Annotated in this window: 24 protein-coding genes; 18 read left to right on the forward strand and 6 right to left on the reverse strand. The window is 71.4% G+C overall.

The features are described from left to right. Positions 1-8 precede the first annotated feature (8 nt). Positions 9-455 (reverse strand): hypothetical protein, encoded by a 447-nt coding sequence (locus tag LPC04_RS04365; RefSeq protein ID WP_275680961.1) that lies wholly within the window; start codon positions 453-455, stop codon positions 9-11. Between the two features lie 159 nt (positions 456-614). Between LPC04_RS04365 and LPC04_RS04370 the strand changes: the two genes are divergently transcribed. The 3 genes from LPC04_RS04370 to LPC04_RS04380 are packed head-to-tail and all read left to right on the forward strand — an operon-like array spanning position 615 to position 1,777. Further along, a complete protein-coding gene (locus tag LPC04_RS04370; protein WP_275680962.1) occupies positions 615-920 on the forward strand; it encodes a hypothetical protein in 306 nt (101 codons plus the stop codon). Next, positions 917-1,537: a hypothetical protein gene (locus tag LPC04_RS04375; protein WP_275680963.1), complete on the forward strand. Its 621-nt coding sequence runs from the start codon at positions 917-919 to the stop codon at positions 1,535-1,537. Before LPC04_RS04370 ends, LPC04_RS04375 begins: the two co-directional genes overlap by 4 nt. A 24-nt stretch (positions 1,538-1,561) precedes the next feature. Next, the gene (locus LPC04_RS04380) at positions 1,562-1,777 is read left to right on the forward strand and encodes a DUF7661 family protein (RefSeq protein WP_275680964.1); all 216 of its coding nucleotides are present in this window, start codon (positions 1,562-1,564) and stop codon (positions 1,775-1,777) included. A gap of 6 nt (positions 1,778-1,783) precedes the next feature. Here the strand turns inward: LPC04_RS04380 and LPC04_RS04385 are convergent, their stop codons facing one another. Beyond that, positions 1,784-2,647, reverse strand: a complete 864-nt coding sequence (locus LPC04_RS04385) for a metal-dependent hydrolase (protein ID WP_275680965.1) — start codon at positions 2,645-2,647, stop codon at positions 1,784-1,786. A gap of 126 nt (positions 2,648-2,773) precedes the next feature. Between LPC04_RS04385 and LPC04_RS04390 the strand changes: the two genes are divergently transcribed. The 8 genes from LPC04_RS04390 (at position 2,774) to LPC04_RS04425 (ending at position 8,923) form a co-directional block, all read left to right on the forward strand. Then, entirely contained in the window at positions 2,774-3,421 is a 648-nt protein-coding gene (locus LPC04_RS04390) for a TetR/AcrR family transcriptional regulator (RefSeq protein WP_275680966.1), read from the forward strand. Between the two features lie 92 nt (positions 3,422-3,513). After that, positions 3,514-3,990, forward strand: coding sequence for a hypothetical protein (locus tag LPC04_RS04395; RefSeq protein WP_275680967.1), 477 nt, complete (start codon positions 3,514-3,516; stop codon positions 3,988-3,990). Between the two features lie 26 nt (positions 3,991-4,016). Beyond that, a complete protein-coding gene (locus tag LPC04_RS04400; RefSeq protein ID WP_275680968.1) occupies positions 4,017-4,712 on the forward strand; it encodes a M15 family metallopeptidase in 696 nt (231 codons plus the stop codon). Positions 4,713-4,760: 48 nt separating this feature from the next. Continuing rightward, positions 4,761-5,633, forward strand: a complete 873-nt coding sequence (gene dapF, locus LPC04_RS04405; protein WP_275680969.1) for a diaminopimelate epimerase — start codon at positions 4,761-4,763, stop codon at positions 5,631-5,633. Further along, on the forward strand, positions 5,630-6,319 hold the full coding sequence (locus LPC04_RS04410) for a DUF484 family protein (RefSeq protein ID WP_275680970.1): 690 nt from the start codon (positions 5,630-5,632) through the stop codon (positions 6,317-6,319). Before dapF ends, LPC04_RS04410 begins: the two co-directional genes overlap by 4 nt. A gap of 105 nt (positions 6,320-6,424) precedes the next feature. Then, entirely contained in the window at positions 6,425-7,372 is a 948-nt protein-coding gene (locus LPC04_RS04415) for a tyrosine recombinase XerC (RefSeq protein WP_275680971.1), read from the forward strand. Between the two features lie 175 nt (positions 7,373-7,547). Then, entirely contained in the window at positions 7,548-8,015 is a 468-nt protein-coding gene (locus tag LPC04_RS04420; protein WP_275680972.1) for a hypothetical protein, read from the forward strand. After that, the gene (locus LPC04_RS04425) at positions 8,012-8,923 is read left to right on the forward strand and encodes a DUF2145 domain-containing protein (protein ID WP_275680973.1); all 912 of its coding nucleotides are present in this window, start codon (positions 8,012-8,014) and stop codon (positions 8,921-8,923) included. Before LPC04_RS04420 ends, LPC04_RS04425 begins: the two co-directional genes overlap by 4 nt. Before the next feature lie 7 nt (positions 8,924-8,930). Here LPC04_RS04425 and LPC04_RS04430 read toward each other — a convergent pair whose 3' ends face one another. Next, a complete protein-coding gene (locus LPC04_RS04430; protein WP_275680974.1) occupies positions 8,931-10,151 on the reverse strand; it encodes a hypothetical protein in 1,221 nt (406 codons plus the stop codon). 239 nt (positions 10,152-10,390) lie between these two features. On the opposite strand from LPC04_RS04430, the gene LPC04_RS04435 reads away from it, so the two are divergent. Next, on the forward strand, positions 10,391-10,546 hold the full coding sequence (locus LPC04_RS04435) for a DUF3096 domain-containing protein (RefSeq protein ID WP_275680975.1): 156 nt from the start codon (positions 10,391-10,393) through the stop codon (positions 10,544-10,546). Here the strand turns inward: LPC04_RS04435 and LPC04_RS04440 are convergent. Further along, positions 10,543-11,820, reverse strand: a complete 1,278-nt coding sequence (locus LPC04_RS04440) for an AGE family epimerase/isomerase (protein ID WP_275680976.1) — start codon at positions 11,818-11,820, stop codon at positions 10,543-10,545. The two genes, LPC04_RS04435 and LPC04_RS04440, sit on opposite strands and share 4 nt — an antisense overlap. 244 nt (positions 11,821-12,064) lie before the next feature. On the opposite strand from LPC04_RS04440, the gene LPC04_RS04445 reads away from it, so the two are divergent. The 5 genes from LPC04_RS04445 (at position 12,065) to LPC04_RS04465 (ending at position 16,543) form a co-directional block, all read left to right on the forward strand. Beyond that, entirely contained in the window at positions 12,065-13,405 is a 1,341-nt protein-coding gene (locus LPC04_RS04445) for a M48 family metallopeptidase (protein ID WP_275680977.1), read from the forward strand. Between the two features lie 103 nt (positions 13,406-13,508). Then, a complete protein-coding gene (locus tag LPC04_RS04450; RefSeq protein ID WP_275680978.1) occupies positions 13,509-14,219 on the forward strand; it encodes a hypothetical protein in 711 nt (236 codons plus the stop codon). A gap of 86 nt (positions 14,220-14,305) precedes the next feature. After that, positions 14,306-14,464, forward strand: a complete 159-nt coding sequence (locus LPC04_RS04455) for a hypothetical protein (RefSeq protein ID WP_275680979.1) — start codon at positions 14,306-14,308, stop codon at positions 14,462-14,464. A 109-nt stretch (positions 14,465-14,573) separates the two neighbouring features. Then, positions 14,574-15,524 carry a glycosyltransferase family 32 protein gene (locus LPC04_RS04460; protein ID WP_275680980.1) on the forward strand — a complete coding sequence of 317 codons (951 nt, stop codon included), beginning with the start codon at positions 14,574-14,576 and terminating at the stop codon, positions 15,522-15,524. Then, positions 15,521-16,543 (forward strand): glycosyltransferase family 2 protein, encoded by a 1,023-nt coding sequence (locus tag LPC04_RS04465; RefSeq protein WP_275680981.1) that lies wholly within the window; start codon positions 15,521-15,523, stop codon positions 16,541-16,543. The genes LPC04_RS04460 and LPC04_RS04465 overlap by 4 nt, the downstream gene beginning before the upstream one ends. 6 nt (positions 16,544-16,549) lie before the next feature. Here the strand turns inward: LPC04_RS04465 and LPC04_RS04470 are convergent, their stop codons facing one another. Both LPC04_RS04470 and LPC04_RS04475 read right to left on the reverse strand, forming a co-directional pair. Beyond that, positions 16,550-17,476 (reverse strand): glucosamine inositolphosphorylceramide transferase family protein, encoded by a 927-nt coding sequence (locus LPC04_RS04470; RefSeq protein WP_275680982.1) that lies wholly within the window; start codon positions 17,474-17,476, stop codon positions 16,550-16,552. Next, positions 17,469-18,545 carry a glycosyltransferase gene (locus tag LPC04_RS04475; protein WP_275680983.1) on the reverse strand — a complete coding sequence of 359 codons (1,077 nt, stop codon included), beginning with the start codon at positions 18,543-18,545 and terminating at the stop codon, positions 17,469-17,471. The genes LPC04_RS04470 and LPC04_RS04475 overlap by 8 nt, the downstream gene beginning before the upstream one ends. A 157-nt stretch (positions 18,546-18,702) precedes the next feature. Here LPC04_RS04475 and LPC04_RS04480 point away from each other — a divergent pair, with 157 nt between their 5' ends. Next, complete coding sequence (locus LPC04_RS04480) at positions 18,703-19,902, forward strand: class I SAM-dependent rRNA methyltransferase (RefSeq protein WP_275680984.1); 1,200 nt, start codon at positions 18,703-18,705, stop codon at positions 19,900-19,902. Positions 19,903-19,946: the final 44 nt, after the last annotated feature.

Genomic DNA, 19,946 nt, shown 5'->3' on the forward strand with positions numbered 1-19,946 from the left:
GCCGACGTTCAGATATCGCCGCCCTCGACCCGCACGAACGGCCCGAAGCACTGCCGGCCGTCCTCCGCGGTGCACAGGATGAAGCGGTCGTGCGCGGGATTGATCATCACGTAGCGCGTCGTGGTCTTGCCGGGCTTGGTGATCTGGCCCCAGCAGTCCTTCTTGCCGTTGTCCTTGACCAGCGTGTCGACCCACTTGTAGTAGCCGCGCGCGCTCGGCTGGTCGGTCATGGTGAAGGTGGACTGCGCGACCTCGTCGGCGCTGGTGATCAGCGTATGTCCGCTGCGGTCGATGCGGTAGATCTCGGCGCAGTCGTCATCGCGCCGCGTGAGCTGCCAGGCGCCCAGGAACGGGTGGTCGGCGCGCAGCGGCGCGGTGGGGGTGTCGGCGCCGGGCGGCGCGGCGGCAGCCGCCACCGCCGACAGCGCGAGGGCGGGCAGCAAGGGGAATTTCATGCGACGGCCTCGTGGTTCCATGCTCCGGACGATTCTGCCTGACGGCGCGTCCGCGCGTCACGCTGTGGAAGAATCGGTGCTCGTCCGTTTCCCTGGAACGGCAGGGTCTCCGGCGCGTCGATTGCCGCGCGCCCGCATCCACTCTTCGAGGCCTTCACCATGATCCGCCACCGCTTCCTCACCTCCGCCGCGCTGTGCGCGACGGGCTGGCTCGCCGCGGCGCCGCCGGCCGCGTCGGCGGCCGACGCCGCCAGCGTCACCGTCACCGGCAAGTCGACGGCCCGGCCCGACCGGCCGAAGACGCGCACCGGCGCCTACAAGATCGCCGCGCAAGGCGACCACCTGACCCGCGCCCGCTGCACCGAGGGCGGCAACGTGATCGTGCCGACGAAGTCCAACGCGACGGCCGAGCAGCGCGACCACGACCTGCGCGAGGCCTGCAAGAACATCGACTACACGAAATGAGAATCCTGCCGACGCTCGCGCTGCTCGCGCTCGCCACGCCGCTGTTCGCGCAGACCGCGCCGGCATCGTCCGCCGAATGGGGCGCGACCGGCGCCCAGCCCGCCGCGCCGGCTGCGAGCGGGTCGACGACGATCACGCTGCCGAAGCCGCCCCCGAGCGCGTTCGCCGCGGCGCGCGCGAGCACGCAGGCCACCGGCGACTACTTCCACGACTTCGGCGAGCTGATCGTGCGGGTGCGCAGCGTCAAGTGGATCGAGGAGATCTGCGACGAGACCTTTCCCGCCACCGCCGAGACCAACCGGCACGCCTACGAGGTCTGGCATGTCGACAACGGCTCGTTCGTCGACGAGGTCGAGGGCCAGTTCCTGATCATCGACAAGTACTGGGGCGAGGCCTCGGAGCAGGCGAAGAAGGAAGGCCTGACGGTGGACCAGCTCAAGGCCAGGGTCGACGCCAACAAGGCCGGCCTGCGCCAGGATTTCCACAACCGCGGCATGCGCTCGTTCCAGGCGCGCTGCGAGGCCTATCCCGAGATCCTGCTGTCGCCGCAGCTCGACCTGGAGCGCTCGCAGGCGGAACTGGTGCGCTCGGTGCGCCTGGGCCCGGGTCCGCGTTGAAGACGGCCTGACGCGTCGCGTGGCATGGAATACCGCTTCGACGTCTTCGGCAACCTCGTCGCGATCCGCGCGGTCGAGGGCGGCTGGCAGGCCTTCGATCTCGGCAACGAAGGCAAGCGCCGGCCGGCGGCGTTCGTCGTGCCCGCGTTCGTCGAGGCCGGCGACCTGCGCCAGTACCTGGCCGACCTGTTCCACGAATTGGCCCGGCGCAGCAACGACCGGGTGACGGCGCTGGATTGACGCGCGCTATCCCGCGACGATCGAGTAGGCGTCGCGCTGCGTCTGCAGCCATTGCGCCATCTCGTCGGCGTCGGCCAGCTGGTTCGGATGGAAGCCCGGGCGCAGGTAGCGCAGCAGCGGGAACAGGCAGGCCGCCCACAGGCCGTGGCGACCGAACAGGAAGCGCGCGGCCTGCGACCACGTCCGCGGCCGCCACCACAGGCCGGTGCGCCACAGGTTGATGAAGGTCTGCCGGCTCGACTCGACCAGGAACACCGCCGCGAGGTAGACGAACCAAAGGATGCGGCGCCGCTCGGTGCCGCCCATCGCGCGGTAGAGATCGAACGCCACCGCCTTGTGCTCGCTTTCCTCCACCGCGTGCCAGCGCCACAGCAGCGCGAGATCTGGCGGCGCGCCCTCGAGCCAGGCGGGATGGGACAGGAAGCCGGTGGCCATCACCGCGGTGAAGTGCTCGAACGCGGCCGTCGCGGCCACGTGGTTGATCGGGTGCATGTTCTCGCCGCGCTTGATGCGCCGTGCGGCCCAGTGCTGCCAGTGGTTGACCAGGCCCTGGCGCTCGAGCTCGGCGTTGAACTGCCCGTGCAGGAAGCGGTGCGTGGCCTCCTGGCCGACGAAGCCGCGCACCTCGTCGGCCCAGGCGGCCTGCTGGTCGGCCGGCAGCAGTTCGACGCCCTTCCTGACCGAATCGATGAACACCTGTTCGCCGACCGGAAAGCTGAACGACAGCGCGTTCATGTAGTGCGTGCGGAACGCCTGGCCGCCGTTCCACAGCTTCGGGAAACCCTTGGACAGGTCGACCCGCAGGCGGCGGATCGGCAGGCGGCGCGCGGCCTCGGCGGCGGCGACGGGGAGTTCGATCGGTGCGTTCATCTTCTCGATGGGGTGGATTTGTCTCTGGCATGAAGCGTACGGGCGGCCGCCGGACGGGTCTACTCGCTTTTGCCGGCGCCGGGGTTTCGGTTCCTGGGCCGCGAGCGAAACAAGTAGAGTCCGCCCATGGCCGCTCCTCGTGAATCCGTCGACAACCCGCTGCGCAAGACGCCGTCGCAGACGCGCGCGATGCGCACGGTGGATACGCTGTTCGAGGCCGCCACTCGCATCCTGGCCAGCGAGGGCGAGGCCGGCTTCACCACCAACCGCATCGCCGAGCGCGCGGGCTTCTCGATCGGCACGCTGTATCAGTACTTCCCCAGCAAGGAAGCGATCGTCGTCGCGCTGGTGCGGCGCCACCGCGACCGCGTGCTGCGCGAGCTGGACGTGATGCTGGAGCGCGCCGTCGCAGGCGAATACGGCGCCGAGCACGCGCTGCGGCTCTATCTGCGCCATATCGTCGACGCCTTCGGCCGCGGCCAGAAGGCGCAGCGGCTGCTGGCGCGGCTCGGCTGGCAGCTCGATGCGCCGGCCGCCATCGTCGCCGCGATGGACGACGGCGCCGAGCGCATCCGCTCGGGCATCGCGCGCCTGAACGACCCGGAGCTGCCGGTGCCCGACGAGCCGACGCTCTACATGCTCACGCGTGCCGTGATCGGCGCCGTGCGCTCCGCGGCGGTCGAGGAGAGCGCGATGCTGGACGATCCGCGCTTCGAGGAGGCGCTGTTCCGCATGGTCTGGGGCCTGGTGCATCGGCCCGCGGCCGGCGGTTGACCGGGTTTCCTCCCGTCGGATCGTTGGGTTCGCGGTCAGCTTGGCCGGCTACAAACCCGTTGTCCCGGTACACGCACCACAACGGAGATTCCATGAAGTTCACCCGCCTTGCCGCCGCGCTCGCCGCCGCGCCGCTGATCCTCGCCGCCACCGGCTGCGTCGTCGCCCCGCCGCCCCCGCCGCCGGCGCCGCACCATCCGGCCTACCTGCACGCGCTGACCGACCTGCGCGACGTCCGCTGGAACCTCGAGCACCGGCCGGGCGACGCCGCGGTCAGCACGCAGGAGGACGTCGCCATCGTCGAGACCGAGCGCGCGATCAACGACGCGCGCACCGCGGCGATCGAGGACGGCAAGAACGTCTACCAGCACCCGCCGGAGGACGCGCACATCGACCGCCGCGGGCGCCTGCACCACGCCGCCGAACTGCTGCGCAAGGCGCGCAGGGACGTCGCCGAGGGCGAGTCGAACCCGCAGACGGTGGAGCTGCGCAATCGCGTGGTCGGCCACATCGACGCGGCCATCGCGGCGACCGACCGCGCGATCCACGACGTCGAGACCGGGCGCTGATCCATCGCGTGCGCTAAGGTGCACGCATGTTCGACGAACTCGAGGTCACCGGCCGCGTGCGCACGCACGTCGTGCAATACGACGCGCCGCGCTTCGCGGCCCATCCGGACGCCGCCGCCGCCTTCCTGCGCCTGCGCGCCGCGGCCGCGCGCGACGGCATCGAGCTGCGGCCCTACAGCTCCTTTCGCGGCTACGACGCCCAGGCCCGCATCTGGGCGGCGAAGTATGGCGGCCGCGCGACGCTGTACGACATGGCGGGCCAGCCGCGCGACCGCCGCGGCATGAGCGAGGACGACGTGATCTGGCACATCCTCGACTGGTCCGCGCTGCCCGGCGCGAGCCGCCATCAATGGGGCAGCGAGATCGACGTCGTCGACGGCGCCGTGATGCCGCCCGGCTACAAGCCCCAGCTGCTGCCGTCCGAAGTCGCCGACGGCGGCCTGTTCGCGCCGCTGCATCGCTGGCTGGACGCCCACATCCACGCGCACGGCTTCTTCCGGCCGTATGCGCGCTTCAAGGGCGGGATGTTCCCGGAACCGTGGCACCTGAGCTACGCGCCCGTCTCGATGCGCGCGATCGACGACCTCACGCTCGACGTGCTGCGCCGTGCGACCGAGGCGTCCGACCTGCCCGGCAAGGCGCGCGTGCTGGAGCTGCTGCCCGGGATCCTCGAACGCCACGTTCGCAACATCGTGCCCCCGCCGGCGGACTGCGCGTGGTGACCTTGCGACGCTTCTGCGTCGCACGCCTGCAGCGGCGATAATCGACCCATGCTGCCCTCCCCGACCCGCGTTCGCTTCACCAAGATGCAAGGCGCCGGCAACGACTTCGTCGTGCTCGACGCCACGCGCGAGCCGCTGGCGCTCGGGGCCGAGGAGATGCGCCGGCTGGGCGACCGCCGCTTCGGGGTCGGTGCCGACCAGATCCTGATCGTCGAGCGCCCGACCACGCCGGGCATGGACTTCAGCTACCGCATCTTCAACAACACCGGCGACGAGGTCGAGCACTGCGGCAACGGCGCGCGCTGCTTCGCCCGCTACGTGCGCGACCGCGGCATGATCGGCCGCGACACCATCCGCGTGCAGACCGTCAACAACGCGCTCGAGCTGCACATCCAGCCCGACGGCCGCGTGCGCGTCGACATGAACGCGCCGCGCTTCGAGCACGCCGACCTGCCGTTCGACTCGGCCGGCCTGGTGCCCACGCGCGTCGGCGACTTCGAGACGTGGCCGCTCGCGCTGGCCGACGGCGGCAGCGTCGACATCGCGGTGCTCTCGATGGGCAACCCGCACGCGGTGATGCGCGTCGCCGACGTCGAACATCATCCGATCGCCGCCATCGGCCCGCAGGTCGAGCGGCATGCGCGCTTCCCGCGCCGCGTCAATGCCGGCTTCATGCAGGTGCTCTCGCGCTCGCACATCCGCCTGCGCGTGCACGAGCGCGACGCCGGCGAGACGCTGGCCTGCGGCACCGGCGCGTGCGCCGCGGTCGTGGCCGGCATCCGCCTCGGCTGGCTGGGCCCCAAGGTCGACATCGACATGCACGGCGGCAAGCTCACCGTGGAATGGGCTGGCGGCGCGCAGGACAGCGTGTTCCTCACCGGCCCGGCGGCCACCGTCTTCGAAGGAGAAATCGAACTGTGAACAACAACAGCGGCACCGACGGCATCACCGAGGACGACATCGCGGGCTACCTCGCGAACACCCCCGGCTTCTTCGAGCGCCACGCCGACCTGCTCGCCAGCGTGCAGCTCACCAGCCCGCACGGCTCGCGCGCCGTCTCGCTGCAGGAGCGCCAGATGGAGATGCTGCGCGAGCGCATCAAGGGCCTGGAGCGCAAGATCATGGAGATGATCCGCTACGGCCAGGACAACATGGCCATCTCGGATCGCCTGCACCGCTGGACGCGCGCCGTGATGCTCACGCACGACATCGAGCGCCTGGCGCCGGTGCTGGTGCGCGAGCTGCAGCACGGCTTCATGATCCCGCAGGCGGCGGTGCGCGTCTGGGGCGTCGCGCCCGGGCTCGAGCACCTGCCGTGCGCCGCCGAGGTCAGCGAGGACGTGAAGATCTTCGCGACCAGCCTGGTCGCGCCCTACTGCGGCGCCAACTCGGGTTTCGAGGCCGCGAGCTGGTTCGAGAACGCGGAGTCGGTGATGTCGCTCGCGCTGATCCCGTTGCGCCCGGACCGCCAGCACCAGGCCTTCGGCCTGCTCGCGCTCGGCTCGCCCGACCCGACGCGCTACACCGCCGACATGGGCATCGAGTTCCTGGCGCAGGTCGGCGACATCGCCGGCGCCGCGCTGACGCGACTGCTCGTCCAGCAATGAGGGCCGCGCTGCGATGACCGAGGCCGCCGCGCTCGGCCGCTCCGGAGCAAGGCCGCGGCCCCCTCGGGGGGCTGTCCGCGGCACTCCGCGGACTGGGGGCCGGCAGTGACTCCGGCCATCCAGCGATACCTCGAGCATCTGCGCGTGGAGCGCCGCGTGTCGGCGCACACGCTCACCGCCTACGGCGACGCGCTGGCGCGGCTCGAGAAGCTGGCAGACGCCGCGCAGCGCCCGCTCGCCACACTGCAGAGCGCGCACATCCAGCGCTTCGCCGCGCAGCTGCACGGCGCCGGCCTGGGCGCCCGCTCGATCGCGCTGACGCTGTCGGGCTGGCGCGGCTTCTATCGATGGTGGGCGCAGCAGCCCGACGCCGCGGGGCTCGCCAGCAATCCGGTCGAGGGCGTGCGCGCACCGCGTGCCGCGCGACCGCTGCCCAAGGCGCTGGCGGTCGACGAGGCCGTCGCGCTCGCGATGACCGAGACGCCGAGCGACGGCGAGGCCGCCTCGGTCGAGGCCGAGGCGCTCGCCGCACGCGACCACGCGATCGCCGAGCTGCTCTACGGCTGCGGCCTGCGCCTGGGCGAACTGCTGGGGCTCGACCTCGCGGCCGGTGCGGAGTCGGCCGGCTGGATCGACATCGACGACGCCACCGCGCACGTATTCGGCAAGGGCTCGAAGCGGCGCAGCGTGCCGGTGGGCGGCCCCGCGTTACAGGCGCTCAACGACTGGCTGCTGCATCGGCCGGCGCTCGCCGGATCGCCCGACGGCGGCGCGCTGTTCGTCAGCCGCCTCGGCAACCGGCTGTCGCCCAACCAGCTGCGTTCGCGGCTGAAGGCGCAGGGCGACCGCGCCGGCGTCGCCACGCCCGTGCATCCGCACATGCTGCGCCACAGCTACGCGTCGCACCTGCTGCAATCCAGCGGCGACCTGCGCGGCGTGCAGGAGTTGCTGGGCCACGCGAGCATCGCGACGACGCAGGTCTACACGCGGCTGGATTTCCAGCACCTGGCCAAGGTCTACGACGCGGCGCATCCGCGCGCGAAGCGCAAGTAGCGGCGCTTCACCGTCCCGGGAAGCGAGCGTCAACACGCGAGCCTGACCGGGCTCCCCCTGGAGGCAGCGACGGGACGCGCGAGGGGGCGCCGGTTACGCAAGGTAATGGGCGTTCACGGCGCCGTCGCGTTGACGCAAAATCAGCCATCTTTCGCCACCTCGACCAGGAGCCACGATGCGCCCCATCCCCAAGAGCCTCGCCACCCTCGCCCTGCTGGCCTGCACCGCGCCGCTGAGCTGCCTCGCGGCCAGCTCGGCCGCGTCGTCGGTGTCCGACAGCCTGACGCAGTCGTCGGCCAGCATCTCCAACTCCCTCACCGACTCCAGCCACTCCAGCTCGCCCGACAACAAGCAGGCCCAGGGCGATTTCCAGGTCATCGATGTCGCCGAGGTGGCCGGCCAGCCCGGCGTCGTCGAACTGCACCTGATGCCCGTCGCGACCAACACCAAGGGCGCAGAGATGTACCTGCGCCTGCCGCGCGTGGCCGCCGACCAGGGCCATGTCGACACCGGCGCGATCGTCACCGCGCTGCAGCGCCCGTACGGCATCGAGTTCGCCGCCAACCAGCCGCGCGCCGCGTTCTTCCTCGCGCTGGCCGACGACGTCGTCCGCGACATGAAGCTGACGCCCGTGACGCTTTGAGGCGGCTGTTCCTCGCCGCGCTGCTGATGGCGGCGTCGGCCGCGGCGCAGGCGATGTCGGTCGAGGTCTGCGACCGCCCGAAGGAGCCCAGCGCCGACCAGCGCGACATGATGCTGCGCTTCACGTCCATCGTGCGCGACGAACTGGCCGCGTCGCAGCAGCAGGTCGTGCTCATCGCGCGCTCCGGTCTCGACCTGCATCGCATCCAGACGCGCTATTCGCACGAGGGCGTCGCGCTCAGGGACAACGGCGGCCAGCCCTGGTCGGTGCGCGAGCTCTACTACTCCTGCGAGGACCACAAGCCCCGCATCTACGACGAGGGCTTCGCCGGCTTCGTCATGGGCACCGACGACCCCGACTCGGGCTACGTCTCGCTCGTCTTCCTGCCGCCCGACCACGCCGACCCGCTGCGCGCAACGGCCGTCGACAAGCATCACGCGCTCGGCGTGCTGGGCGCCAGCTACAGCGCCAACGCGTACCCGTTCAGCACGCGCCACCAGAACTGCAACCAGTGGGTGATGGAGCTGCTGGCCGACGCGTGGGGCGCGGGGGATGCCGGATCGGATGCCGACGTCCGCACGCAGGCGCAGGCCTGGCTGCGCGCGCAGGGCTACCTGCCCACGGTCTTCACCGTCAGCGCGCATCCGATGACGTGGCTGCCCGAGTTCGTGCACTGGCTGTCCAACGACGACCATCCGCCCGAGGAGCTCGCGCACAACCGCTACAACGTGAGCATGCCGTCGTCGATCGAGACCTTCGTGCAGGCCAAGGTGCCCGAGGCGCGCCGCGTCGAGATCTGCCACGCGGGACGGCGCGTGGTGCTGCATCGCGGGTGGGACGAGATCGCCGAGGGCTGCGTCGCCGGCCCCGGCGACCGCAGCTTCGAGCTGACGCCGGAACAGGACTAGCTGGCTTTCAGCGCGTGCGCGGCCGCCCGGCCGACCATCGCGCCAGCACCACGGGCCGCCCACCGCTGCGCACGCGCTCGCCGAGCGCGGCGCGCGCGCCGTCGCGCAGGTCGACCAGCGACAGCAGCATCAGGCCCGCGCCGGTCGCCAGGTAGAGCGCGCCGTCGATGCGCAGGAAGCGCGGTGCATCGAAGGCCCGCGTCGACACCGGCACGCCGCGCACGCGGTAGCCCGCCTGCAGCACGCGCGACACCAGCCACGGCGCGCGGGCGAGACGGGCCGCGATGTCGTTGTCGCGCACGGACGGCAGCGCCTCGAACACGCTCCTGGCGATGGCTGCAAGACGCGGGCCGCGGGCGCGCCGCGCGGCGAGGGCCTCGGCACGCGTCACGCCGACCTCGACCAGCCGGCCGAACTCGCCCCAGGACAGCAGCGCGCCCAGGCGCTTGGCGGCGATGGCCTCGCGGATCTGGCGCAATCCGGCCCAGGCCTCGTGGCGCTCGAGCTGGGCCTGCAGCCAGGCGAAATCGATGCGCTGGCCAGCGGCCTTCAGCAGCAGGTGCAGGTCGGCGATCTGGCGCACGGTGACGGGCTCCGCTCCGGCGCCGAGCGCGGCGATGCGGCGCAACAGCTCGCGCATGGGCTCCAGCGCGCGGCACAGGCCGCCGTCGAGCCGCGCGGCGCCCTGGGCGAGATCCGCGAACGGCAGATGGCGGCGCTCGTCGAGCGCGACACCCCCGACCTGCACCTCGATGGACACGGCGCCCTGCGCGGCACTCGAGCGCGCATAGCGGAACGTCGCGACCCCGCGGTGCACCGCGCCGCGCAACGGCACCAGCCACTCGCCCGCACCCTGCACGCGATAGCCGAGGCGGCCGACCGCCTCGTGCAGCGGGGCGATGGCCGCGAAGTCGGGGACGAGCACCTCGAGCATGGCCGCGCCACGCCGCGCGCCACCGACGTTGGCCACCAGGCAGCCGCGCGGCAAGGCCTGCAGCACCTCGGCGGCCGAGGCACGCCGGCGCGCGATCTGCTCGTGCTCGACGCTCTCGGACGGCGACAGCTGGCTCGCCGCCGCCCAGCGCGCATACAGCTCGGGCAGGCAGCCCTCCATGCGGGCGACGCTCAGCAGCTCACGCCGGTTGCCCTGCGTGGCCAGCAGGCCGTCGCCGCCCTGCGGCAGGGTCAGGAGCTCGAACAGCCCTCGATAGAGATTGTTGGTGCTCATGGCGGGCAGGTCCTGGGTCGCAACGGACGTGCATCGTATCGAGCGCGGCGGCCGATATCGGCCCCGCGCCGCGTTTCAGAGGACGCCGGCTCGCAACAGTTGTGACCAACGTGCGTGGCCGCGTCCCCGGGACTCGCGGCGACGACCGCAAGGACGAGGGCGGCTGCGTCGGCAAGTCCCGACGCCGTGCGCCGCACATGGGTACCATCGCGCCTTCACCAGGACCGAGGACACCCCTCTTGAACATCCATCTCTCGCTGACCCCCGTCATCTCGCTGATCGCCGGCATCCTCGTGCTCGTGATGCCCAAGCTGCTGAACTACATCGTCGCGTTCTACCTGATCGCGATCGGCGTGATCGGCATCCTCGGGCTGCACCAGCTGCGCCTGGGCTAGATCTCGCGCAGCGCCGCGAGCACGTCGTAGCACGCGCCCATGTCGTGGTAGTCGACCTTGCCGGCGGGGCTCTTCTCGTCGGTGATCTTCGAGTTGTCCGCGGCCAGCACGCGATACCAGGCACCGTATCGATGGTCGACGAAGTGCGACCAGGCGTGGTGCCAGAGCCGGTCGTACCAGCCCCAGTAGCGCGCGACCTCGTCCGCTGACGCGCCGGACTCTTCCAGCGCGGTGGCCAGCCACGCCGCGGCGGCCAGGCTCTCGGCCTGCACCCAGTGGTACTTGCCGTCGTCGTAGAGCGTGCCGTCGGGCTTGAAGCCGTAGACGAGGCCCCCGTGCGCGTCGTCCCAGCCGAAGCGCATCGCCGCGTCGAACAGCCTGCGCGCGCGTGCGAGACGCGCGGGCGCGGGCGCCAGGCCCTGCTCGGCGCAGAGGCGGTCGAGTTGCAGCAGCAGCTTCGTCCACTCGGTCTGGTGGCCGGTCTGGAAACCCCAGGGGCGGAAGATGTTCGTGCGGTCGTCGCGGTTGTAGTCGGGGTCGATCGACCAGTCCTCGCGGAAATGCTCCCACACCAGCGCGGCGCACTCGGGAACGACGCCGGGCAGGTCGGCCGACTTCGCTGCCAGCTTGGCGGTGACGGCGTCTGACAGCGCGACCGCGCGATCCAGGTACTTGCGATCCTTCGTCGCGCGGAACGCGGCCATCATCGCCTCGCAGGCGTGCATGTTGGCGTTCTGGCCGCGGTACGGGCCGACGACCCAGTCGGGCGTGGCCTCGTCCGCGTACAGCGAATGCTCGGGCCGCCAGAAGCGCCGCTCCATCAGCTGCCAGCAGCGCTCGAGGCCGCCGGCCGCGTCGGCCTGGCCGGCCAGCAGCGCGTGTGCGTGGGCCAGCAGCACGAAGGCGAGGCCGTAGCAGTGGTTGGTGCCGTCGGTGACGGTGGCGCGGCCGTCGTGCCAATCGAGCACCCATGCGAAGCCGCCCTGTGGCTGCGCGTGCGCCTCGTTGACGAACGCGAGCGCGTGGCGCGCGATGCCCTGCCACTCGGCGTTGCCGAAGTGGCGCCCGCCCATCGCGTGCGTCAACACGTAGCGCGTGCTGCTGACGAGGTGGCGCGTGCGGGCGTCGTAGACGCTGCCGTCGTCCTTGAAGAACTGGAACAGGCCGCCGCTCGGGTCGACGCAGCGGCCCTCGTAGAAGGCCATGGTGTCGGCGATGTGGGCGCGCAGGAAGGCGGGCGAACGGAAATCGGGGAGCGGGGTGGCGGGAAGCATCCAGCGATGATAGGGGGCCGTTCGTGACGCGCGCAAATACGCAGATGCGGTGCTCGAAGGCAGGCCACGCAACACCCGGGTTTTCACGATCGCCGCCCGACGGGCAGAACGCCTGCCGCCGCCGCGGCTGCGTTTCGTCCCGTGCGAACGGCGTTTCGTCGGACATGCGCTGGCGTTCGCGGTGCGGCTGAGCAAAATGCGTCGCTCGCACGATGCACCTCCACTCAACGCAGGGACAACAACGATGAAGGCCTTCCGATCGATCACCGCCATCCTGCTGCTGGCGCTGTCCCTGGCGGGCGGCGCGCGGGCGCAGGCCGCCGCCGCGCCGGCCGACGCCGCGTCGGCGTCCGCGTCCGGCACGATGGCGAAGTTCCACATCCGTCCGGTCGACGACGCCTGGCGCGCGAGCCTGCCGCGCAACGCCGACGCCGCGACCCAGGCCTACCTCGACCGGCTGCCCGCCGATGTCGTCACGCGTTCGAACGCCTATTTCGAGGGCGGCTACTGGCTGCAGCTGTGGAACTTCCTGCTGGGGCTGGCGATCTCGTGCCTGCTGCTGCGCCGCCGGATCTCGGCGCGCGTGCGCGACGCGTGCCTGCGCATCGGCCGCTTCGGCGCCGTGCGCGATGCGCTGTACGGCGTGTTCTTCTCGGTCGCCAGCTTCGTGCTGTCGCTGCCGCTGACCGTCTACCAGGGCTTCTTCCGCGAGCACCAGTACGGCATGGCGACGCAGACCTTCGTCCCCTGGCTCGTCGACCAGCTGGTGATGCTGGCCGCGCAGACCGCCGCCTTCGCGCTGGCGCTGGCCGTGCTGTATGCCGTGATCCGGCGCACCGGCGAACGCTGGTGGATCTGGGGCACGGTCGCGACGATGGCGATGCTCGTGTTCGTCGTGATGATCGGCCCGGTTTGGATCGACCCGCTCACCAACACCTACAAGCCGGTGAGCGACCCGGTGATCAAGGCGGCGGTCCTGCAGATGGCCCACGCCGACGAAGTGCCCGTCGACGAGGTCTACGAGTTCGACGCGTCGCGCCAGACCACGCGCGTCAGCGCCAACGTGTCGGGCATCCTCGGCACCGCGTCGGTGCGGCTGAACGACAACCTGCTGCGCACCACGCTGCCCGAGATCCGCGCCGTCATGGGCCACGAGCTCGGCCACTTCGTGATGAACCACATCTACAAGGGCCTGTGCGAGATGACGCTGCTGATCCTGGTCGGCTTCGTCTTCGCGAAGTGGGCGCTGGACGCGATGCTGCGCCGCTTCGGCGCCGCCTGGGGCGTGCGGGGCGCGGGCGACGTGGCGGGCTTTCCGCTGTTCATCGCGGTGTTCTCGGCCTTCATGTTCGTCACCACGCCGATCACCAACACGTTGACGCGCACGCAGGAGATCGAGGCCGACCGCTTCGGCCTGAACCTGGCGCGCGAGCCGCACGGCGAGGCCGAGGTCGACCTGAAGCTGACCGAATACCGCAAGCCCGACCCGGGCCCGATCGAGGAATTCGTCTTCTTCGACCACCCGAGCACCCGCCATCGCGTGCACGACGCGATGCAGTGGCGCGAGGCGATGGGGACGCCTTGACGCGTGCTGTCGGGCGAACGTGACTTAGTGCCGCGTGAACTGCGCCGCATTTTCCGGACATCAGGATGAAACAGCGACCTGCCCGACCGTTAATCTATCGGGCATGGGCATCGCACAGGCAGGCATCGCGTTCCGCATCTCCACGTCGGTCGACGACCTGGAGGGCTTCATGGGCTCCGTCTTCGACGAGCGGGCCACGGAGATCCCGTTGCCGGTGTCGGTGCGCTTCGACATCCGCAACCACTCCGACGTGATGGTGCAGACCTTCGGCGAGGTCTGCTTCATCAGCAACGACGACCTGGCCTGGCCGCTGATCCGCAACAGCGAGCGCGACATCGGCCGCCTGCACGCCGCGCTCGGCTCGCCCGACCTCATGATGGCCTTCTGCCACTACGACAGCGGCGGCAGCCACGGCTACGCGATCTTCGAGGACGGCCGCCGCACGCGCACCCGCCTGCAGACCAGCGGGCAGCCCGACATGCCGGCGCTCGTGGAAAGCGGCACCCCGCTGGCCTTCGAGCAGCGCTGGCTGGGCGCGCGCCACTACGTCGACGCCGCCACGACGGGCGGTGACGACGGCCGCATGGTCTTCCTGGGCGAACGCGAGGTGGTCGTGCCCGCGCGCGACCTCACCGGCCGCATGCTGCAGGACGGCCTGGACGCGCTGTTCGGCGTCTGCCCGTGGGAGACGCTGCTGACCCCGACCTACCGCTTCTTCCGCCTCGGCCCCGAGCGCGAGCGCGCCGGCGAACCGGCGATCTCGCGGGCACGGGCGATTCCGGCGATCAAGCGGCCCTGGTGGCAGTTCCTCTGAACGCCGGCGCGATCGGCGTGCGCTTGTTCACGTCGATGCGACCGGCCGACCTCCATCTTCCGTCGCCAGGTGCCGAAGCAATCAGCATGGAAGCCGACCTGTTCGATCCGCAAGACGCCACCGCCCTGCTCGCGATCCGCGCGCTCGACGCACAGCACCGCCTGACGCCGGAGGAACTGCTCGCCGCGTTCGCCGCGCACGGGTTGCTGGACGAGGTGGACGTGGCGCTGCCGCTGGCTGCCTGAACGCGCCGCCGCGCGTCGGCGGCCGCCCCGAGTCACTACAATTCGCGGCCAGCTCCGCGCGCTCGCTTCATCCTGGCGCTGGATTCGCCTTCGACTCCCCGTCTCCAAGATGTTGCTCTTCGCGCTCGCCCTCGCGGCGTTGCTCCTGCTCGGTCTGTTCGTCGAAGCGTTCGGCATCCTGCGGGTCGGCGCGCCGGCACGCGTGTCGACGATGCGGCTCGGGCCGCCTGCGACGTCGAACGAGCCGATCCCGCGCATCGTCTGGACGTACTGGGCCGAACTGCCCGCGCCCGATCTCGTCGCGCGCTGCCTGCGGCTCTGGCAACGGCTCGCGCCGGACCACGAGATCCGTCTCGTCGACCGATCGACCGCCGCGCGCTGGCTGGACTCGGCCCTCGACGCCGCCGCCCTCGACGCCCTGCCGCCCTATCGACAGGCCGACTGGCTGCGGCTGCAACTGCTGATCGCCCACGGCGGCGTCTGGATGGATGGCTCGACGCTGCTGAGCGCCAGCCTGGACTGGGTGCACGAGGCCCGCCAGCAGCCCGCCGCCGGCGTTGTCGGCTTCTTCATCGAGCGCTACACGACGGATCCGCGCTGGCCGATCGTCGAGAACTGGTTCATCGCCGCGCCGCCGCGCGATCCCTTCATCGTGGCCTGGGCGGCCGAGCTCGATCGTGCACTGGCCCTTGGCGAGGCCGGCTATCTCGACGCGTTGCGAAGCGACGGCCTGCTCGACGCCGTCGCGCAAGGCATCCCCGAGGACATGCGCGCCTACCTGATCATGCACCTGGCCGCGTCCGCGGTGCTGCAACGCGCGCCCGACGCCTATCGGCTGACGCTGCAGCGCGCCGAGGACGTCGCCTTCGCGCTGCACGCGCCGCTGCGCTGGCGCAAGCGCCATCTCTACGCGCGGCTCGCGCTGACGCCGGCCCCGCGCCGCGTCCCGGCGCTGATCAAGCTGCGCAGCGGCGACCGCGCGGTCGTCGAGAAGGGTCTCGCGCGCGGCTGGCTGTGGCGCCGCAGCCTGCTCGCCCGGCTGCTGGAGATGGCGGGATGAGCGAGTCGCCCTGGATCAGCATCCTGCTGCCGGTGTTCGACGTGGGCGCGGCGCTGGACACCTGCCTCGCGTCCATCCTGGACCAGGACGTCGCGGGCGTCGAGCTGGTGATCGTCGACGACGCGTCCAGCGCCGACGACGCGGCGCGCATCGAGTCCTGGCGCGCGCGCCGGCCGGACGTGATGCGCGTCGTGCGGCACGCGCGCAACCAGGGCGTCGCGGCCGCGCGCAACACGCTGCTGGACGAGGCCCGCGGCGAGTGGCTCTGGTTCGTCGATCCGGACGACGTCGTGGCGCCCGGCGCGCTGGCGTCGTTGCGAACGATCGTCGAGACCAGCGCGCCCGACCTCGTGATGTGCGACTTCCGCACCTTCGACGATGCGCCCGAGGCGCCGGGCGCGGCCGTCGCGCCGGCGTCGGTGCGGCGCCCGCACGTGCGCACGTTCGAAGGGCCGTCCGACACGCTGTCGTCCGACCGCGCGGCGCTGGTGGCGGGCCTGTTCCGCACCGGCCAGCTGCATCCGTGGTCGAAGATCGTGCGCCGCGAGACCTGGCCGGCGACGCTGCGCTTCCCGGCCGGCCGCGTGTTCGAGGACCTCGCCGTGTTCCCGCGCGTCGCGCTCGCCGCGCGCACGCACCTGCACGTGCCGCGGGTCTGGATCTCGTACCGCCAGCGCGCCGGCAGCGTGCTCGCGTCGCTCGACGAGCGCAAGCTCGACGACTGGACGTTCGCTCTCGCCGGCTTTGCGCGCGACCTGCGCGAGTCGCCCGTGCCGCAGGACACCGGCATGCTGTTCGAGGTCTCGCACTTCTGCGCGCGCACGCTGCTGCGCGCGATCCGGCGCCACCGCCGCCTGCCGTCGCGCGTCGGCGAGCGCGAGCGCCTGCGCGGCTACGTCGAGCGCTGGCGCGAGTCGTCGCCGCTGGACGCGGACGCGCTGGCGCGCGCCTACCTCGCGCGCGGCATGGTCGGCCGCTGGGCGCAGTGGCGCTGGACGCTGTGGCGGCTGGCGCGCTGAGCGCGTTCAGCTGGCCAGTCCGACGAGCCGGCGCGCGCGCCGCTTCAGGTCGAGCCACTGCTTGGCGCGCGAGCGGTCGATGCGCTTGACGTCGATCAGCGTGAACGGCCCGCAGGCCGACAGCGTGTGCAGGCCCTCGGCATGGTCGGCCAGCGCGAGGTCGCCGGTCAGGCGTGTCGATGTCGGCTCGCAGCGCACCTGCGCGGGCTCCAGCACGTCGAAGCGCAGCAGGCGCAGCGCGCTGCCGTAGCCGGCGCTGCTGTCCTGCACCGGCAGCACGACGCGGCCCTGGTCGTCGTGAAAGGGCTGGCCCGCGGGACGCGCGCCCGATCGGTCGACACGCACCGGATTGCCTTGCAGCGGCTGCCACGGACCGGCCAGCGCCGGCGCGTGGGCCACGTGCAGCTCGCGCTGGTCGCGCCCGCCCGGACCGACGATCGCGTAGAACATCCACCAGCGCCCGCCGTGCTCGATCACCGAGGCGTCGGCGCCCGGCACGCCGGCGAGCAGCGCCTGCTCGCGCTGCCAGTTGTCGAGGCTGGCGTCGGTCGCGCGATACAGCGCGATCTCGTTGGCCTTGGCGCTCTCCGGCAGCATCCACGTCTGCCCCGCGTGCTCGAACACGTTCGGGTAGGACAGGTGGAACGGCCGCGCCAGCACGACCCGCGCGTCGCGCCAGCGCAGCGTCGGCAGGTCGAAGTCGTGGCGCTCGATGACGGCGTGCTTGCGGCGATAGTCGAACGCTTCGACGAACACGTGCAGCACCTGTCCGCGCACGAGACCGAACGGGTCGGCGTAGTAGCGCCACGGGCCGGCCTCGGGCAGCCAGACGATGCGATCGCGCAGGCTCGCGAGCCGTGCGGCGTCCAGTTCCGCGATCGGTGCCGGGACGATGCCGACGCGCCAGAAATCCGTGCGCGGCCGCTCAAGCATGGCCGATGCCGGACGCCGCGCGCCTCGGCTCGGGGACGGCGTGCGTCCTGCGCTGGGCGGTGACTTGTCGATAGAAGGCGATGGTGCGGGCGACGGCCGTCGTGCGGTCGTAGGCGCTGACATCGTACGCGACCGGCCGGCGCTGCGCGCGCGGCAACGCGCCGATGCGCTCCAGCGTGGCGGCGATGGCCTCGCCCAGCGCCGGCACGTCGCCGATCGGCACGATCTGCGCGGGCTGGCCGGCCAGCATTTCAAGCGGACCCTGAGTCGCGCTGGAGATCACCGGCACCCCGGCGCGCATTGCCTCGAGGATCGCGAGCGGGAAGGCCTCCTCGCGCGACGCCGAGACGAACAGGTCCATCGCGCCCAGCGCAGCGTTGACGTCGCTGCGGAAGCCCAGCAGGCGCACGCGCGGATCGCCGTCCGCCAGGCGCTGCAACGCGCCCATCTCCTCGCCCTCGCCGAGGATCGCCAGCACGGCATCGGCCGGCGCCTTCGCGCGGAACGCAGCGATGAGGAAGTCCATCCCCTTGGCCTGGTTCAGCCGGCCCAGCGAGCCGACCAGCATCTGGTCGTGCCGCAGGCCCAGTTCGGCGCGCAGGTCGCCCGCGTCGGACTCGTCGCGCTGGGGCGCCCAGTTGAAGATGACCTTGGCCTCGCCGCCATAGTCGCCGAGACGGGCGCGCTGCGCCGAGTTGACGCAGATCAGCCCGTCCATCGTCGCGTGGTGATGGGCCTTGTACCCGACGTGCAGCGTGCCGATGCGCGTCGCCGACATGACCTGCGCCACGGCCTTGCACGCCGGCCCGAGGTGGCCATGGCAGATCGCCGCGCCCAGCTTCTCGACGATGCGCCTGAAGCGCATGCCGCGAGCCAGCGGCAGGGCGATGCCGTGGTACTGGACGTTCGGTCCGACCGCATGCCGCACCGCGGAGCGCGCCGGCCCGACGATGTGGACGCGATGGCCCATCGCGGCCTGGGCCTGGGCCAGGTCGACGCAATGACGCTCGCCGCCGGCGAGGCGCGACGAGAAGACGGCGTGGACGATGGTGAGCGGTGCGGCGGTCAAGATTTTCTCCCTGGATTCACTATTTCTTTATTGACACAATTTTACGTTTTGCCCCCCTCGGCTCGCCTGTCATTCGCCTATCAATGGGGCGTCCTTGCGTCATCCGAGTGCGGGGCCGCACGCCCTCGGTGCGCGCCGGTGCGGGACAATGGGCCGCATGAAAGTCATCAAGCTGCGCGAAGGCAAGGAACGCTCGTTGTTGCGGAGGCACCCGTGGGTGTTCCAGGGCAGCGTCGAAAAGGGCAAGGCCGATTCGGGCGAGACGGTGCGGGTGGAAAGCCACGACGGCAGCTTCCTCGCGTGGGGCGCCTACAGCCCGGAGTCGCAGATCCGCGTGCGCGCGTGGAGCTGGCAGGCCTCCGAGCGCATCGACGCCGCGTTCTTCGAGCGCAAGCTCGCCACCGCGCTGGCCCTGCGCGAGCGCCTGGCCGTGGCCAGCGACGGCGTGCGCCTGGTGCACGGCGAGGCCGACGGCCTGCCCGGGCTGGTGGTCGACCGCTACGGCGACATCCTCTCGGTGCAGTTCCTCGCATCGGGCGTCGAGCGCTGGAAGGCCACGATCGCCGACCTGCTGCTGAAGCTGACCGGCTGCACCCGCCTGTACGAGCGCAGCGACGCCAGCGTGCGCTCGCTCGAAGGCCTGCCGTCGGTGCGCGCCTGGCTGCGCGGCGGCTCGGAGGATCCCGCGGCCTCGATCGTGACGATCCACGAGAGCGGCTGGAAGCTCACCGTCGACGTCGCCGAGGGCCACAAGACCGGCTACTACCTCGACCAGCGCGAGAACCGCGCGCGCTTCGCGCAGCTCGTGGAGCAGTACGGCTGCAAGTCGGTGCTGAACTGCTTCAGCTACACGGGCGGGTTCTCGGTGGCGGCGCTGGCGGGCGGCGCGACACGAGTGGTCAGCGTCGACTCGTCCGCGCCCGCGCTCGCGCGCGCGACGGCGCACGTCCGGCTGAACGGCTTCGATCCGAGGCGCCACGAGACGCGCGACGCCGACGTCAACACGCTGCTGCGCGACCTGCTCAAGACGGACGAGCGCTTCGACGCCATCGTGCTCGACCCGCCGAAATTCGCGCCCACGGCGGCGCACGCCGACAAGGCCTCACGTGCCTACAAGGACATCAACCGCCTCGCGCTCAAGCTGCTCAAGCCGGGCGGCCTGCTGCTGACGTTCTCGTGCTCGGGCGGCATCAGCGCCGACCTGTTCCACAAGATCGTGGCGGGCGCCGCGATGGACGCCGAGGTCGACGGCGCGCTCCTGGAACGCCTCGAGGGCGCGCCCGACCATCCGACGACGCTGTTCTTTCCCGAGGGCGAATACCTCAAGGGCCTGGCGATCCTGAAGTCCGTGGACTGACGAGGCTGTCGGCAGGCTGAAGTGGCGCGAACTTCCTCACGCCG

This window comes from Scleromatobacter humisilvae, assembly GCF_023231945.1.
Taxonomy (GTDB): domain Bacteria; phylum Pseudomonadota; class Gammaproteobacteria; order Burkholderiales; family Burkholderiaceae_C; genus Scleromatobacter; species Scleromatobacter humisilvae.